This is a genomic window from Rhodoferax sp. BLA1 (assembly GCF_013416775.1).
Taxonomy (GTDB): Bacteria; Pseudomonadota; Gammaproteobacteria; order Burkholderiales; family Burkholderiaceae_C; genus Rhodoferax.
Window position 1 is genome coordinate 353,432 of sequence record NZ_SZVI01000012.1, and the last position, 13,872, is coordinate 367,303.

16 protein-coding genes are annotated in these 13,872 nt (G+C 62.6%); 5 read left to right on the forward strand and 11 right to left on the reverse strand.

Annotation, left to right across the window (positions count from 1 at the left end; translation table 11 throughout):
- Positions 1 to 3: 3 nt before the first annotated feature.
- Genes aroE through FDG13_RS14455 form a run of 3 tightly spaced genes read right to left on the reverse strand, consistent with a single transcriptional unit; the run spans position 4 to position 3,795 of the window.
- A complete protein-coding gene (gene aroE / locus FDG13_RS14445) occupies positions 4 to 840 on the reverse strand; it encodes a shikimate dehydrogenase (protein WP_180129105.1) in 837 nt (278 codons plus the stop codon).
- A 31-nt stretch (positions 841 to 871) separates the two neighbouring features.
- Positions 872 to 1,723: an energy transducer TonB gene (locus FDG13_RS14450; RefSeq protein ID WP_180129492.1), complete on the reverse strand. Its 852-nt coding sequence runs from the start codon at positions 1,721 to 1,723 to the stop codon at positions 872 to 874.
- Positions 1,724 to 1,725: 2 nt separating this feature from the next.
- Positions 1,726 to 3,795: a ribonuclease catalytic domain-containing protein gene (locus FDG13_RS14455; protein ID WP_180129106.1), complete on the reverse strand. Its 2,070-nt coding sequence runs from the start codon at positions 3,793 to 3,795 to the stop codon at positions 1,726 to 1,728.
- Positions 3,796 to 3,905: 110 nt separating this feature from the next.
- Here FDG13_RS14455 and FDG13_RS14460 point away from each other — a divergent pair, with 110 nt between their 5' ends.
- A complete protein-coding gene (locus FDG13_RS14460; RefSeq protein WP_180129107.1) occupies positions 3,906 to 4,493 on the forward strand; it encodes a hypothetical protein in 588 nt (195 codons plus the stop codon).
- A gap of 37 nt (positions 4,494 to 4,530) precedes the next feature.
- Here the strand turns inward: FDG13_RS14460 and FDG13_RS14465 are convergent, their stop codons facing one another.
- Positions 4,531 to 4,857 (reverse strand): DUF167 family protein, encoded by a 327-nt coding sequence (locus FDG13_RS14465; RefSeq protein ID WP_180129108.1) that lies wholly within the window; start codon positions 4,855 to 4,857, stop codon positions 4,531 to 4,533.
- Positions 4,854 to 5,612 (reverse strand): alanyl-tRNA editing protein, encoded by a 759-nt coding sequence (locus FDG13_RS14470; RefSeq protein ID WP_180129109.1) that lies wholly within the window; start codon positions 5,610 to 5,612, stop codon positions 4,854 to 4,856. Before FDG13_RS14470 ends, FDG13_RS14465 begins: the two co-directional genes overlap by 4 nt.
- Before the next feature lie 102 nt (positions 5,613 to 5,714).
- Between FDG13_RS14470 and FDG13_RS14475 the strand changes: the two genes are divergently transcribed.
- From FDG13_RS14475 to FDG13_RS14490, 4 genes are all read left to right on the forward strand, one after another.
- A complete protein-coding gene (locus tag FDG13_RS14475) occupies positions 5,715 to 6,062 on the forward strand; it encodes a zinc ribbon domain-containing protein YjdM (RefSeq protein WP_180129110.1) in 348 nt (115 codons plus the stop codon).
- A gap of 34 nt (positions 6,063 to 6,096) precedes the next feature.
- The gene (locus tag FDG13_RS14480; protein WP_180129111.1) at positions 6,097 to 6,942 is read left to right on the forward strand and encodes a creatininase family protein; all 846 of its coding nucleotides are present in this window, start codon (positions 6,097 to 6,099) and stop codon (positions 6,940 to 6,942) included.
- Positions 6,943 to 6,950: 8 nt separating this feature from the next.
- The gene (locus FDG13_RS14485; protein ID WP_180129112.1) at positions 6,951 to 7,844 is read left to right on the forward strand and encodes a DMT family transporter; all 894 of its coding nucleotides are present in this window, start codon (positions 6,951 to 6,953) and stop codon (positions 7,842 to 7,844) included.
- Between the two features lie 157 nt (positions 7,845 to 8,001).
- Positions 8,002 to 8,547, forward strand: coding sequence for a phasin family protein (locus FDG13_RS14490; RefSeq protein WP_180129113.1), 546 nt, complete (start codon positions 8,002 to 8,004; stop codon positions 8,545 to 8,547).
- A gap of 98 nt (positions 8,548 to 8,645) precedes the next feature.
- Here the strand turns inward: FDG13_RS14490 and FDG13_RS14495 are convergent, their stop codons facing one another.
- From FDG13_RS14495 to FDG13_RS14520, 6 genes are all read right to left on the reverse strand, one after another.
- Complete coding sequence (locus FDG13_RS14495; RefSeq protein ID WP_180129114.1) at positions 8,646 to 8,969, reverse strand: hypothetical protein; 324 nt, start codon at positions 8,967 to 8,969, stop codon at positions 8,646 to 8,648.
- Between the two features lie 189 nt (positions 8,970 to 9,158).
- Entirely contained in the window at positions 9,159 to 10,094 is a 936-nt protein-coding gene (locus tag FDG13_RS14500; RefSeq protein WP_180129115.1) for a PhzF family phenazine biosynthesis protein, read from the reverse strand.
- An 18-nt stretch (positions 10,095 to 10,112) separates the two neighbouring features.
- Positions 10,113 to 10,730: a glutathione S-transferase family protein gene (locus FDG13_RS14505; RefSeq protein ID WP_180129116.1), complete on the reverse strand. Its 618-nt coding sequence runs from the start codon at positions 10,728 to 10,730 to the stop codon at positions 10,113 to 10,115.
- Positions 10,731 to 10,732: 2 nt separating this feature from the next.
- Complete coding sequence (locus tag FDG13_RS14510; protein ID WP_180129117.1) at positions 10,733 to 11,998, reverse strand: PLP-dependent aminotransferase family protein; 1,266 nt, start codon at positions 11,996 to 11,998, stop codon at positions 10,733 to 10,735.
- A complete protein-coding gene (locus FDG13_RS14515; RefSeq protein WP_180129495.1) occupies positions 11,995 to 12,906 on the reverse strand; it encodes a DMT family transporter in 912 nt (303 codons plus the stop codon). The genes FDG13_RS14510 and FDG13_RS14515 overlap by 4 nt, the downstream gene beginning before the upstream one ends.
- Positions 12,907 to 12,946: 40 nt before the next feature.
- A complete protein-coding gene (locus FDG13_RS14520; RefSeq protein WP_180129118.1) occupies positions 12,947 to 13,639 on the reverse strand; it encodes an aspartate/glutamate racemase family protein in 693 nt (230 codons plus the stop codon).
- Positions 13,640 to 13,872 lie beyond the last annotated feature (233 nt).

The window sequence follows — 13,872 nt, forward strand, 5'->3', positions numbered from 1 at the left end:
CACTCAGATACCCATGTGTGCCCGCAGTTCAGCCAGCACCTGCGCCGCAGGCGGCATCACACCGCGCCAGATGGCAAAAGCCTCGGCGGCCTGTGCCACCAGCATGCCCAGACCGTCGCGCGGCACCGCACCGTGGCTGTGTGCCCAGTCCAGGAAGGGTTTGGCAGCGGCGCCGTACATCATGTCGTAGGCCAGTGCGCCGGGCGCCAGCACATGCGCGCTCACCGGGACGCCGTGGCCACCCAGGCTGCTCGCTGTGCCGTTGATGATGATGTCGAATTGTGCCTCTAGCCCTTTTAGATCTTGGGCTAGTAGCTCTACATTGTGTAGCGCGGCGAGGGGCAGGTGGCGCGCCACCAGCTGTTCGGCTTTGGGCAGGGTGCGGTTGGCCACGCAGATCTGGGCGGGCTGGGCTTGGATCAGCGGGCCCAGCACGCCCGCAGCGGCCCCGCCGGCCCCCATCAGCAACACGCGCTTGGCTTTGAGCGACACCCCGGCGTTTTGTTCGATATCGTCGACGAGACCAATGCCGTCGGTGTTGTCGCCCAGGATCTGCCCGGGTTTGAAGCTCAGGTGGTTGCAGGCCTGGGCCAGCTTGGCACGTTCGCTGGTGTGGGTGGCCAGCAGGGCCGCCTCAAACTTGAACGGCACGGTGATGTTGCAGCCGTGCCCGCCTTCGTCGATGAAGGCCTGCACACTGCCGGGAAAATGGTCCAGCGGGATCTCCCGCTTGGTGTAGAGCATGTCCTGCCCGGTGAGTTCGGCAAAGCGGGTGTGGATCCAGGGCGACTGGCTGTGCGCCACCGGGTGGCCCATCACGCAGTAGAGGTCGGTGCTCATGGGGGAGGTCTTTCTTGAGGGAGACGGTGTCTCAAGGGGCATTGAGCCGGGTTTGCAGGGTGTCGTCGCGGGTGAACTTGAAGCGTGACACCACCGCAATCTGGTCGGCCTGGCGGCGCATCTCGCGGTTGAAGTTGCCAAACGGCCCGGCGCTTTTGGCAATGGCCTGGGCGCGCCGGTCCAGCAGTTTGTTGCCCGAGCTTTGCACCACCTCGGTGGCCAACACTTTGCCATCGTGATTGACGGTGACGATCATGGTCAGCTCGCCATAGAGCTTCTGGCCATTGGCCTCGGGGAAATTCTCTGTGCCTTTGTCTTCGATGGCGCGACGCAGCCGGTCGTAGTAGATGGCGTAGACCGCTTCACGCGTGGCCGGGCTGATGTAGCGCTTTTTCGGGCGCTCGTTTTCCATCTGGATACGCCGCTCGATCTCGGCCAGCAGGTCAATCAGCTGGCGGCGTTTTTCCTCGCGCTGGATATCGTCGGGGCTGAGTTTTTGTTGCAGCGGGTCGGTCGGCGGCATCGCGGCCAGCACCGATTTGACCTTGGACAACAACACCCTCTGCTGCTCCTGCATTTCGCGCACCTGGCGTTCGCGGTCGTGTTCGCTGGCCTCACCGGGCATCGCCACCAGGGCGGGCGGCAGCGGGCTGGTGGCGCGGCCCTTGGCCGCATCACCGCCACCGGCCATGTTGGCTTGGGCGATGGCGCGTGCCTTGCTCGGTTTTTCGTTGGTCTGGGCGTTGACCAGGATCACCTCCAGCGGGGTGTCTTCAAACACCCGGTTGAAGGCCTCGGGGTCGACCACCCGCACCGTCAGCAGCGCGGCGTGCACGGCAATGGACACGCCCAGGGCGAGTTGGAGGGTGCTGAAAGACCGCAGTTTCACGGGGCGGAATTATCGCCGGGTGCCGGGTCGCCTTCGCCCAGGTCCACCGCAATCGCAATCGGGCCGGCCAGGGTGTCGTCGTCGGACTCGTCGTCTGGCGCCTCGGCCGTGTCGCCTGCGCTTTTGTCGTCCGGGCCACCGTCGAGTCGCGCGGTCACGGTGCCGTGGATGTCGAGCGAGACCTCGTCGATGTCACCCAGGCGCACCATCACCTGCGCCCAGCGTGGCAGGCCCTGGGCACCAGCCACCGGCAACACCAGCGGCAGGTGGTCGGCGCGCACCAGGTTGTCCTTGAACAGGCTCGCGGGCAGCTCGGTGATGCCTTGCTGTTGCACATATTTGAGCACCCAGAAACGCTCCATCGCGTTCTGGAAGCCGTTGTAGGCGGCGTAGGTGGCATCAAAGCTGGAGATGATCGAAAACAGCTCGGCGTCCTTGGGTTTGAACGGCGCGGCCAGCGCGGCGGTGTGCCCAAAGCGCGCGCAGGCAATGATCTGCCACTGGTTGACCAGGTCGGTGTAACGGCGCAGCGGCGAGCTGCTCCAGGCGTAACTCTTCACCCCGATCCCGGCGTGCGGCAGCGCCTTGGTGCCCATGCGCACCTTGACACCTGGCGCCAGGCTGGCCTGGCTGCGGTAAATGCCAGGCACGCCCAGGTCTGCCATCCAGCTGCCCCAGCTGCTGTTGGCCAGAATCATCGCCTCGGAGACGATCAAATCCAGCGGTGCGCCACGCTGGCGCACACTGATCTCGACCTGTTCATCACCCTTGGGCTCGGCGCCGTTGTTGCCGACCAAGCGGTAGTTGTAGTCAGGCCGGTTGAAGGTCTCGGGTTTGCCACGCACGACTTCGCGCTTGGCTTTGAGGTCTTTGGCGAGCCGGTGTAAAAAAGAGAGCGACTCGCGCTTATCCAATAAGGGCTTAGGGTCGATTTCATGCTCAAAGGCCGGGTTTTCCAGCCAGTCGGTGGTGACCACCGCGTCGAGCTGATCGTGGCGCAGGTTGGCTTCGATAAAGACGCGCTCAAGCTTCGTTTCGCTGCTTTTGATCTCGAGCGTGGCCTCATCCAACGTGACATACAGCGACACCGCCGGGCAGTTCTGCCCCTCCATCAAGGTGTAGGCCTGCACCACCTCGTCGGGCAACATGGTGATCTTGTAACCGGGCATGTAGACGGTGGACAGCCGGGCGCGGCCCAGCTGGTCGATTGCGCTGCCGGGCTGGATCGCCAGACCGGGTGCCGCGATGTGGATGCCCAGCAGCACCGTGCCACTGCCCAAGCCTTGTACCGACAGGGCGTCGTCAATTTCGGTGGTGGCCGAGTCGTCGATGGAGAACGCGCGTGCGCTGGAGAGCGGCAACTCGTCGGTGATGCGCGGTGCTTCGAGTTTGGGGAAAGCCGTGCCTTTGGGAAAGTTTTCCAGCAAGAAGCGTTTCCAGTGGAACTGGTAGGGCGAGTCGATGGCGCCCGCCTTGATCAGCAGCTCCAGCGGGCCCAGATGGGTGGCGCGGGATGCTTCCACCACCGCCTTGTATTCGGGCGCGTTTTTGTCGGGTTTGAACAGAATTTTGTAGAGCTGTTCACGGATCGCGGCCGGGCAGGACCCTGCGCTGAGCTCCTTGACCCAGGCCTCGATCTGCAGCGCAATCTGTTTCTTTTTCTCGATGGCGGCCAGCGCCTGTGCCAGGATCTCTTTGGTGGCCTTGCGAAAACGCCCTTTGCCCGCACGGCGGAAATAGTGCGGCGCCTCAAACAGCGCCAGCAGCATGCCGGCCTGTTCACTCAGGGTGGCTTGTTCAGAAAAATAGTCGCGCGCGAGCTCGGCAAAACCAAACTCGTCTTCGGGGGCAAATTCCCAGGCCATGTCGAGTTCAATGCCGCTGGCCACGGCCTGGGCGGAGGCCATCAGCTGGGCCGGTTCGGGCTTCTCAAACTTGAGCAGGATGTTGGCCGCTTTGACCTTGACACGTTTGCCGCTGTCGAGCTCGACCTGCGCCGAGGCGTCGGCCTCGGACAGGATCCGGCCAGCGAGGAATTTGCCGGTTTCTTCAAATAATAGGTGCATGCGCCGGATTGTCCCATGGGTGCCTGCTGTCTGGCCTGGGGTCTGACTTGCGTAGGCGTATATTGGCCGGACAAGCTTTGCACCAAGCTCCCGCACCAGAAAGGACAAGCATGAACGAGCGCATCAGCCAGCTACTGGCCCAAATGGCCACTCTGGAGGCCGAACTGGTCACCGCGATGCACGAGCAGCAAAGTCGCATGTTTTTCCAGATCAAGGGCAAACGTGTCGAGTTTGAGGGTTCGGTCAAAGCCGCGCACCGCAAGCTCAAGATGAATTTTTTCAGATGGCTGGTGAGTTTTCGCCCACAAAACCTGATCACCGGCCCGATCATCTACGGCATGATTGTTCCGCTGGTGCTGCTGGACCTGTGTGTCAGCTTCTACCAGTGGAGCTGCTTTCCGATTTACGGCATCACCAAGGTGCGCCGCGCCGACTACCTGGTGTTTGACCGCCGCCAGCTGCAGTATCTGAACTTCATCGAGAAGTTTCACTGCACCTACTGCGAATACGGCAACGGGCTGGTGGGTTATTGGCGAGAGATTTTGGCGCGCACCGAAGCCTATTTCTGCCCGATCAAACACGCCAAAAAAGTCTTAGGCACCCATGCCCGCTACAGCCAGTTTCTGGACTATGGCGACGCCACCGACTACGAGGCGCGGCTGGAGGCGATCCGGGTATCTCTGGGCAAACTCAAATAGCCCGCGTCTGAGCGTTCCGGGCGGCGCACCATTCGGCTCAGTCTGATGCGTCTTGAGTGAACACCGCAGGCAGCTTGGTCGGGGCGGTGATGCGCAGCTGTTTGTTGACGTTTTCCTGGCCAAACACCACCTCGACGGCCGACACACTGACCCCAAACAACGGCGCCAGAAAACGCACCATGTGGTCTGTGGCTTTGCCACCCAGCGGTTTGGCGGTCACGCTGACCTTGAGCTGGGTGCCGTGGGGTTTGCCAATCGCGTCCTTGGCCGCACTGGGTTTGCCCAGGATGTTGACCACCAGAACGTTGCCGTCCCAGGCAAAAAAGGAGTCGCCAGTGATGTTTCTGATCTGGCCCCGGCTCATGGGGCAAAACCCAGCACCACACGGCGGGTGCTGGCAGACTTTTTCTCGATCTTGGTGACGATGACCGGGCCAATTTCCGCCGTGTTGGCCACATGGGTGCCGCCGCAGGGTTGCAGATCAATCAAGGTCTCGTCGCCAATCCGTATCGTGCGGATCTGTCCACTGCCGCGCGGTGGTTGCACCGACATGCTTTTCACCAGCGCCGGGTTGGCATCGAGTTCGGCATCGGTGATGGCGCCCACCGTCACCGGGTGGGCGGCGCCCACCAGCTTGGCTATTTCGGCTGTCAAAACCTCTTTGTCCAGCGCGTCGGTCATGTTGAAGTCCAGCCGCGCGTAGTCGGGGGTGATGGAGCAGCCGTTCACCAGCTGCGGCACGATGTGGCACAACAAATGGGTGGCGGTGTGGAAACGCATCATCCGGTGGCGCCGCGCCCAGTCGATGCGTGCCGTCACGCAGTCGCCCACCACGAGTTTGGTTTGCTCTTGAGTTAATAGCTGCTCAAGCACGTCTGGCGAGGGCAGGTGGCAGATTTCTTGTGTAAAGCTGCCATCCTCGGCCTTGCCCTTGCGGGTGTCCACGATGGTGATTTCGGTGCCATCGGCCAGCACTATCACACCACTGTCCCCCGCCTGACCACCACCCAGCGGGTAAAACACGGTGCGGTCCAGCACAATGCCCTGCGGTGTGATCGCAGTCACTGTGGCGGAGGTCTCTGTCAGATAAGCGTCGGTGCGGAAGATGTCTTGTGTCATCCGCACATGATACTGAAGCGTGACCCACGCGCCCAGCAGCTGAATTGGCCTCGTACACTTGTCACCCTTGGGTTGAACCCACCTTTTTTCTGAATTTTCACTATGTCTCAGTTTCCCGCCTGCCCCCAATGCACCTTAGACAACACCTACCCGGATGGGGACAACTACATCTGCCCGGACTGTGGCTTCGAGTGGCCCCAAACCGCTGCGGTGGACGAGGGTGAGGCCACCAGCGGTCCGGTGGTGGACGCCAATGGCAACCCGCTGGCCAGTGGTGACACGGTGATCCTGATCAAGGACCTGAAGGTCAAGGGCTCGTCGATCGTGCTCAAAAAAGGCACCAAGATCAAAGGCATCCGCCTGCCCGAAGGCGCGGGTGACCACGAGGTCGATTGCAAGACCGACCAGGGCGCCTTCATGCTCAAGGCCGAGTTCATGAAAAAGGCCTGAACTGCCTGCGACTTCCTCTTAATCAGCACCCACCATGAGCACCTTTTCACGCTACTGGGCCGACCTGAGTACCCGTGACTTTGCCGCCTTGTTGGCCAGTGGCGAGGCGGCGCGCACCATCGCGGTGTTGCCGGTGGCCGCCATCGAGCAGCATGGGCCGCATTTGCCGGTGAGTGTGGACTCGGTGCTGGCGAACGGCATCGTGGCAGCAAGCTTGCCGCACTTGGCCCCAGACCTGCCGGTGCTGTTTTTGCCGACCCAGGCCATGGGACTGAGTCCTGAACATGCCCGCTTCCCCGGCACGCTGACCCTCAAAAACGAGACCATTCTGCGGCTGTGGACCGACATCGGCGAGTCTGTCGCCGCCAGCGGCATCACCAAGCTGGTGCTGTTCAACACCCATGGTGGCCATGTGAGTGTGATGGACCTGGTGGCGCGCGATCTGCGTGCACGGCTGGACATGCTGGTGTACAGCGTGAGCTGGTTCAATCTGCCGCTGCGTGATACCCAAGGGCAAGACGTGAACGCCTTGTTCTCTGCTGATGAGCACCGCTTTGGCATCCACGCCGGTGACATCGAAACCTCGATGATGCTGGCGCTGGACCCAGCGCATGTGGTGATGGATCAGGCGCAGAACTTCGCGTCCACCTCACACACCCGCGCCCAGCAATTTGAGATTCTGGGTAATGGCAAAAGCGCCAAGCTGGGTTGGCAGATGCAGGACTACAACCCGGCGGGTGCGGTGGGCAACGCCGCCGCTGCTACGGCCGACAAGGGTCACGCGCTGGTAGATGCCGCTGGCCGGGCGCTGGCGCAGCTGCTGGCTGAAATCGATCAGTTGCCGCCAGACACCCTGACGAACCGGACCGCCCCGCGCTGACTTTCCCCATGCTTGCTTACGATTTGTTGGCGCTGGGCGCCGCCGCCTGCTGGGCGATGGGCAGTGTGATGTCGGTCACACCCTCGCGCCACCTCGGGGCGTTTGCCTTCACCCGCTGGCGCATGGCCATGGTGGCGGTGATGTTGTGGTCGGTGGTGGCCGTAACCGGTGGCTGGTGCGGTTTTGGGCTGGAGGCCTGGGGCGCGATGGCCATCAGTGGGCTGATCGGTATTTTTGTCGGTGACACCGCCTTGTTTGCGGCCATGAACAGCCTGGGGCCACGCCGCGCCGGGGTGTTGTTCGCCACCCATGCGGCTTTCAGCGCGGCGTTGGGCTTTTGGCTGCTGGACGAGCGCATGAGTGTGCAGGCCTTGGTGGGTGCGGCACTGACGCTGGCCGGGGTGATGACCGCGATGGCCCTGGGCCGACGCAAGGACGAAAACCACGCCTGGGAGGTCGACCGTGGCCATGTCGGGCTGGGCGTGGCGCTGGCGCTGCTGGCCGCCTTGTGCCAGGCGGTGGGTTCGCTGGTGGCCAAACCGGTGATGGCTTTGCAGGTGGACCCGATGATGGCCTCGGCGGTGCGGGTGACGGTGGCCACCGCCGCGCATGGGGTGCTGCTGCTCTCAGGTTTTCGGGCGGCGCGCGCCACCACAGCGCCGACGGCGCGCGTGCTGTTGCAGACCGGGCTCAACGGTTTTGTCGCCATGGGGGTGGGCATGACGCTGGTGCTGCTGGCGCTGGAAAAGGGCGATGTGGGCATGGTCGCGATCCTGTCCTCGGTCTCGCCGATCTTGGTGTTGCCCTTGTTGTGGTTCCAGCTCAAACGTGCGCCAGCACCGGGTGCCTGGCTGGGGGCGCTGATGACGGTGGTGGGCACCGGGCTGCTGCTCTGGCGCTGACCACGGTTTTAGAGCTTGTCATCTAGTTTATTTGTTGCGGTGCAGCAAAAAGTGCTTGTTTTGGGCTTGGGTGTCCCTATAATTTAGTCATGCTGCACTGCAACATAAGTTTGCAAAGCATCCCTGGTTCATCAACCTCTTCCTGAAAGACGCCGCCATGTTTATCACCGCTGACCAAATCACCGCCGCCAACAAGACCAACCTGGACGCTGTCACCGGCCTGTCCACCAAGGCCTTCTCTGGCTTCGAAAAACTGGTTGAACTCAATCTGGCCGCTGCCAAAGCGGTACTGACCGAGTCCTTCAGCCACGCCCAAAGCCTGCTGGCAGCCAAAGACCTGCAGCAAGTGATGGCCTTGCAATCCGGTCTGATTGGCCCCAGCGCTGAAAAAGCAGCTGCCTACAGCCGCCACGTGTACGGCATCACAGTTGAAACCAGTGCCGAGTTCACCAAGGCATTTGAAGCCCAGGCCGCAGAGAGCCAAAAGACTTTCACCAAGGCCATTGACAGCCTGGCCAAGAACGCACCGGCTGGCACCGAGTCGGCCGTGGCGGTGCTCAAAAGCGCTCTGGCATCCAGCCAAAACGCCATCGAGTCGGCCCAAAGCACCGCCAAAAAGGCACTCGCCCTGGCTGAAAGCAATGTCGCTGCGGTCACCGAACACGCCCTGAGCGCCGCCGCTGCGGTCAGCAAAAAGGCCTGATGTGCCGCAGGCCTCGTGCCTGTCGGCCCACGCGGACACAAAAAAAGCACCTTCGGGTGCTTTTTTCGTGTCTGATGCAAGCGTAGCGTCGGGTGGGTCTACTCCGAGAGCATGGCCTTGGCCTGCCTGACACGCAGGTTGGCGGGCATGGTCAGTGTGGCCCGGTCCCATTTTTCGAGGGTCAAGATCTGGTCCAGACAGTCCTGCAGGTGGGCATGGGCGTGGATCGCGCTTTGGGCAATGGTCTGGTGCACCTCGGACTGGTTGTCCGGGTCGTTGATGCAGTGGTACTGGTAGCGGTAGAGGGCGCGGAGTTTGCGGATGGCATCGGCCACCTGCGCCGGGCAGGCGCACATGTAAATCAGGCCTTCATCAACGATTTTTTCCAAATCGCGGTCGGTAAATCGTTCTTGGTAGTCCATGTTTGTGTTGCTCTGAGTGCTTTCCATGAACAGCAGTTTGCGCCGACACCGGTGCTGAAGTGTGGCGCGCACTGCCAGTCAGCAACTTTGATTTTGCATCCTTGTGATGTTGTTGGGGTCACTTTTTGGTGACCATCACCTGAAAAATCACCGCACCCGGGCCATCCCAGGCGCTTTTTGGGTGCAGGTCTACAGCGTCACCGTCCCGTCGATACAGGTCACCACATCGCCCCCCACCCAGACCTGGCCTTGGCCGTCTTGTGACACCATCACCTGGCCGTGTCGCCCCAGGCAGGTGCCCTGGGTGGCGATGTAGCTACTGGGGGCCAGCCCCTCGGTGATGAGCCACTGGGCCAGGCTGGCGTTGAGGCTGCCCGTGACTGGGTCTTCGTTGACACCGATCGGTGCCGCAAAAGCGCGCACCTGTGCCTGGGCCACACCCGGGGCTGCGCCGGGTGTGCTGGTGCGTGGACCAAAGGCGCGTGCCTCGCGGTTGGAGCGCGCTATCAGTGGTGTAGCTGTTGACCCTTGATCTATATGGGCTACACCCACTTTTTGCCCCAAAGCCTTGAGCGCGGCGTGGTCAGGCTCCAGCGCCAGAAGCAGCTCCTCGTCATCGAGCAACAGGCCCAACCACAGTGGCCCGTTGTTGAGCAACTGGCTGGCCAGAATGTGCTGCGGCGCCAAGCCGAGTGCGGCGCTGACATCGGCCAGCAGTTGGGCACTGGGCAGACTGCGTTGCAACGGCGGCGCGGCAAAAACCAGGCGGCGGCCATCGCGGCGGATGCGCACCAGCCCCTGGCCACATTCCTGCACCACATGGTCAGGTGACTTGGGCTGGCCACCCGCTTGCAGCCAGGCGTGGCAGGTGCCCAGTGTCGGGTGACCAGCAAACGGCAACTCACCACCGGGCGTGAAGATGCGCACCTGGTAGTCGGCACCTTTTGCCGCAGCTTCTGGCGTGGGTGGCAGCAAAAAAGTGGTCTCGGACAGGTTGGTCCAGCGTGCAAAGTGCTGCATGTCGCTGGAGTCCAGCCCCGAGCCGTCCAACACCACGGCCAGCGGGTTGCCGAGGTAGGCGGTGTCGGTGAAAACGTCGACTTGTTTGAAGGCTCTGGTGATCATGGGCACAACTCCAAGGTGTCAAGCCAGGGGCAAGTCCAGCACCCCCCGAGTTGCCGGGCGGGCCATGATCTGGGCATACCAGCGTTCCAGGTTGGGCAACTCTGGGCGGGTTTGGGGCAGGCCAAACCAGCGGTGTACATCACAGGCCACCGGGATGTCGGCCATGCCGAAGCTGTCACCCCCCACGTAGGCGCGTTGTGACAGATGCTGGTCCAGCAGTAGCAGCAACGGGGTCATGGTGGCCACCGACTTGGTGATCACACTCTGGTCGCGCTGCTCTGGCGCGGTGCGAAACCACTGGATGAAGGCCGGGCTGCCGGCGGGGTTGAGGCTGGTTTGTTGCCAGTCCATCCAGCGTTCGGCATCAAAACGCGCGGCCAGCTCCTGCGGGTACAAGGCCGGGGCGTAGCGTGCACACAGGTAACGCACGATCACGTTGGACTCCCACAACACCAGCTCACCGTCCTGCAGCGTGGGCACCTGGGCGTTGGGGTTCAGGCGCAGGTAGTCAAAGGTTTTCACCACCCCAAAAGTCAGGCCCGCGTCGGTGCGGGTGAAGGGCACACCGGTTTCCTGGGCGGCCCAGACCACCTTGCGCACGTTGATGGAGCTCAACCGTCCCCAGATGTGCACCATGTTTATGCTCCTGTCTGTTGTTGCGCGATGGCGCGGGCCAGTGCCGCCACCCCACGATGGATCTCTTCGACACTGGGTGTCACAAAACTCAGGCGCAGTGTGCGCTCGTCGCCGTGATCGGCGTAAAACGGCGCGCCCGGCACAAAGGCCACGCCTTGGTCCACCGCGAGGGGCAGCAGGTCCACCGCACGTTGGCCCTGGGGCAGGCGTGCCCACAAGAACATGCCACCGGCCGGGCAGTTCCAGGTGAGGCGGCTGTCGAGCGTGGCCGCACTGGCCTGGGTGGGCACGGGGCCAAAGTGCTGCGCCAGCGCCTCCAGCATCGCATCACGCTGGGCCTTGTAGAGCGCACGGATCTTGGGCACATGGCGATCCAGAAAACCGCCTTGCATCACCTGGGCAATCATGCGCTGGTTAAAGCCCGGGCTGTGTAAATCGGCCGCCTGTTTGGCCTCCAGCAGTTTGGGGTAGACCGCTTTGGGTGCCACCAGAAAACCGAGGCGCAGCCCGGGTGCCAGCACTTTGGAGAAAGATCCCAGGTAGATGCAGCCGTCCGGGTTGCGGGCGGTCAGGGGCGCAGGGGGTGGGGTGTCAAACCACAGGTCGCCGTAGGGGTTGTCCTCGATCAGCGGCAGGTTCAGCTCGGCAGCGACTGTGCTGAGCGCAGCGCGGCGGGCCTCACTCATGGTGTTGCCGGTCGGGTTCTGGAAATTGGGCAACACATAGAGGAAACGCGCCCCGGCGGCCTTGGTCCGCAGGTCGCTGATGTCCACACCTTGCTCATCGCTGGCCACACTCACCACGTCCGGTTCCATCGGGATAAAGGCCGACACCGCCCCCAGATAGGTCGGCGACTCCACCAGAATCTTGCTGCCCGCATCCACCAGCACCTTGGCCACCAGGTCCAGCCCCTGCTGGCTGCCGGTGGTGATCAGCACCTGCGCCGGGTCCACCTCCCAGGTGTGGCCCGCTGCGGCGGCCTTGGTCCGCAGTTGTTCGGCCACCATCTGGCGCAGCGGGGCGAAACCTTCGCTGGCGGCGTATTGCAGTGCACCCGCCGCGTCGTCCTTGAGCACCTGGGCGCAGGCGGCCTCAAACTCGGCCACCGGGAAGGTTTTGCTCGACGGCAGGCCACCGGCAAAACTGATGATGCCGGGGCGCTCGGTCACTTTCAGGATCTCACGGATCACCGACGGGTTCATGCGCTCGGCGCGGCGGGCGAGTTGCCAGGGTGAGTTCAGACAATCTGGGGGCAGGGGTGCGTTCATACAGGTTCCTTTGAGGCGACGAGGGTAACAACAACAGGGGCAGGCCTGGCAAAACGCCTGCCCAGAAAAACGGTGGTGATCACGGCCAGGGCAAAGCCCAGGGTGGCCAGTTCCAGCGGCTCACCCAACAAGGGCACGGCGGCCAGGATACTCAAAAATGGTTGTAACAGCTGGGTCTGGCTCACGCGCAGTGCGCCACCCATCGCCATGCCGCGGTACCAGGCAAAAAAACCGGCCCACATCGAAAACACACCCACGTACACCAGGCCCAGCCAGGCTGAGCTGGGCACGCTGTGGCTGGGCCAGGTCAGCAGCGCACCGGGCACGGTGAGTGGCAGCGCCATCACACAGACCCAGCAGATCACCCGCTCGGCGCCCAATGCATGCGTCACCTGCGCACCGTAAACATAGCCCACCGAGGCAGATAACACCGCACCCAGCAGCAACAGGTCGGCCCAGGCCAGGCCAAAACCGTGGCCCTGGCTGTGGCTGCGCCACAACACAAACACCAGCACCAGGCCACTGCCCAGCGCGGCAAACAACCAAAAACCCAGCCGCGCCCGCTGGTGCAACACCAGAGCGGCCACCGCCGCCGTGCTCAGCGGCAGCAGCGCGGTGATCACCGCCGCGTGGCCGGAGCTGACATGCAACAACGCAAACCCCAGCAGCAGCGGGTAACCGATGGCATTGCCCAACAGCGCCATCACCAGCGGCTTGCGCTGCGCCGGGGTGGGCAGGGGCGAGCGGGTGGCCAGCAAAAACACCAGGGACAAGGCCCCTGCCAGCACCGCCCGCCCAAAGGTCACAAACCAGGGCGAGAGGTAAGGCGCCTGCGCGGTGCCGGTGGCCAGGCGCGTCATCGGCAGCGTCACCGCAAAGATGGCAACACCCAGCACACCGAGCCACATGCCCAGGGTTTCGTGGTGGGTGTTTTTCAAAAGCAAACTTTCAAGACAGCGCCCACAACGCAGCGCTGCGGGCGTGCAGGGCGGTGGTGTCAAACAGAGGCAGGCTGAGGTGCTGTGGCTGCAGGCTCATGGCCAGTTCGGTGCAACCCAGGATGATGGCTTGTGCGCCCTGCGCTTGTAGTTGCGCGGCAATGTGCTGCAGGGTGTGTTGCGAGCCCGCTTGCACCTGGCCCAGGCACAACTCATCAAAGATGATCCGGTGCACCTCGTTGCGCGCCTCAGGCGGCGGTGTGAGCACCGTCAGGCCAAAACGGCTCTCGAGGCGGGCGCGGTAAAAGTCCTGCTCCATCGTGAAACGGGTGCCCAGCAGCCCGACAGTGTTCAGCCCGGCTTGTTGAATGGCCTGTGCGGTTGGGTCGGCGATGTGCAACAAGGGGATGTCGACCGCAGCCTCGATGGCCGGGGCCACCTTGTGCATGGTGTTGGTGCAGAGCACCAGCGCGTCGGCCCCGGCGTGCGCCAGCTTGCGCGCCACATCTGCCAGCAAAGCGCCCGCCGCATCCCATTGACCGCTTGCCTGCAGTTGCGCAATCTCGGCAAAGTCCACGCTGTACAGGATCAGTTTGGCCGAATGCAAGCCCCCCAAGGTTTCTTTCACCGTTTGGTTGATGTGCTGGTAATAAGGCAGCGTGGACTCCCAGCTCATGCCACCGATCAGGCCCAGCGTTTTCATGGGTGTGCTCCATTTGTCATAGCTATTGGTCCTTTTGTCGTAAGGGCTGGAGGCAAATTTGGCTTGAATCCTGCTGATCCGTGCAGCATCGTGCCGTCACAGCGCGGCGCTTGGGGTGGTGATCAGCGGGGGGAGAAAAGCCCATCATGGCCACAAATGTAGTGCCAAAAACAATACAGCTGCAGTACACTTAAAAAGACATTTCAGACTACTGTATTGTCTGTATTGGCAAC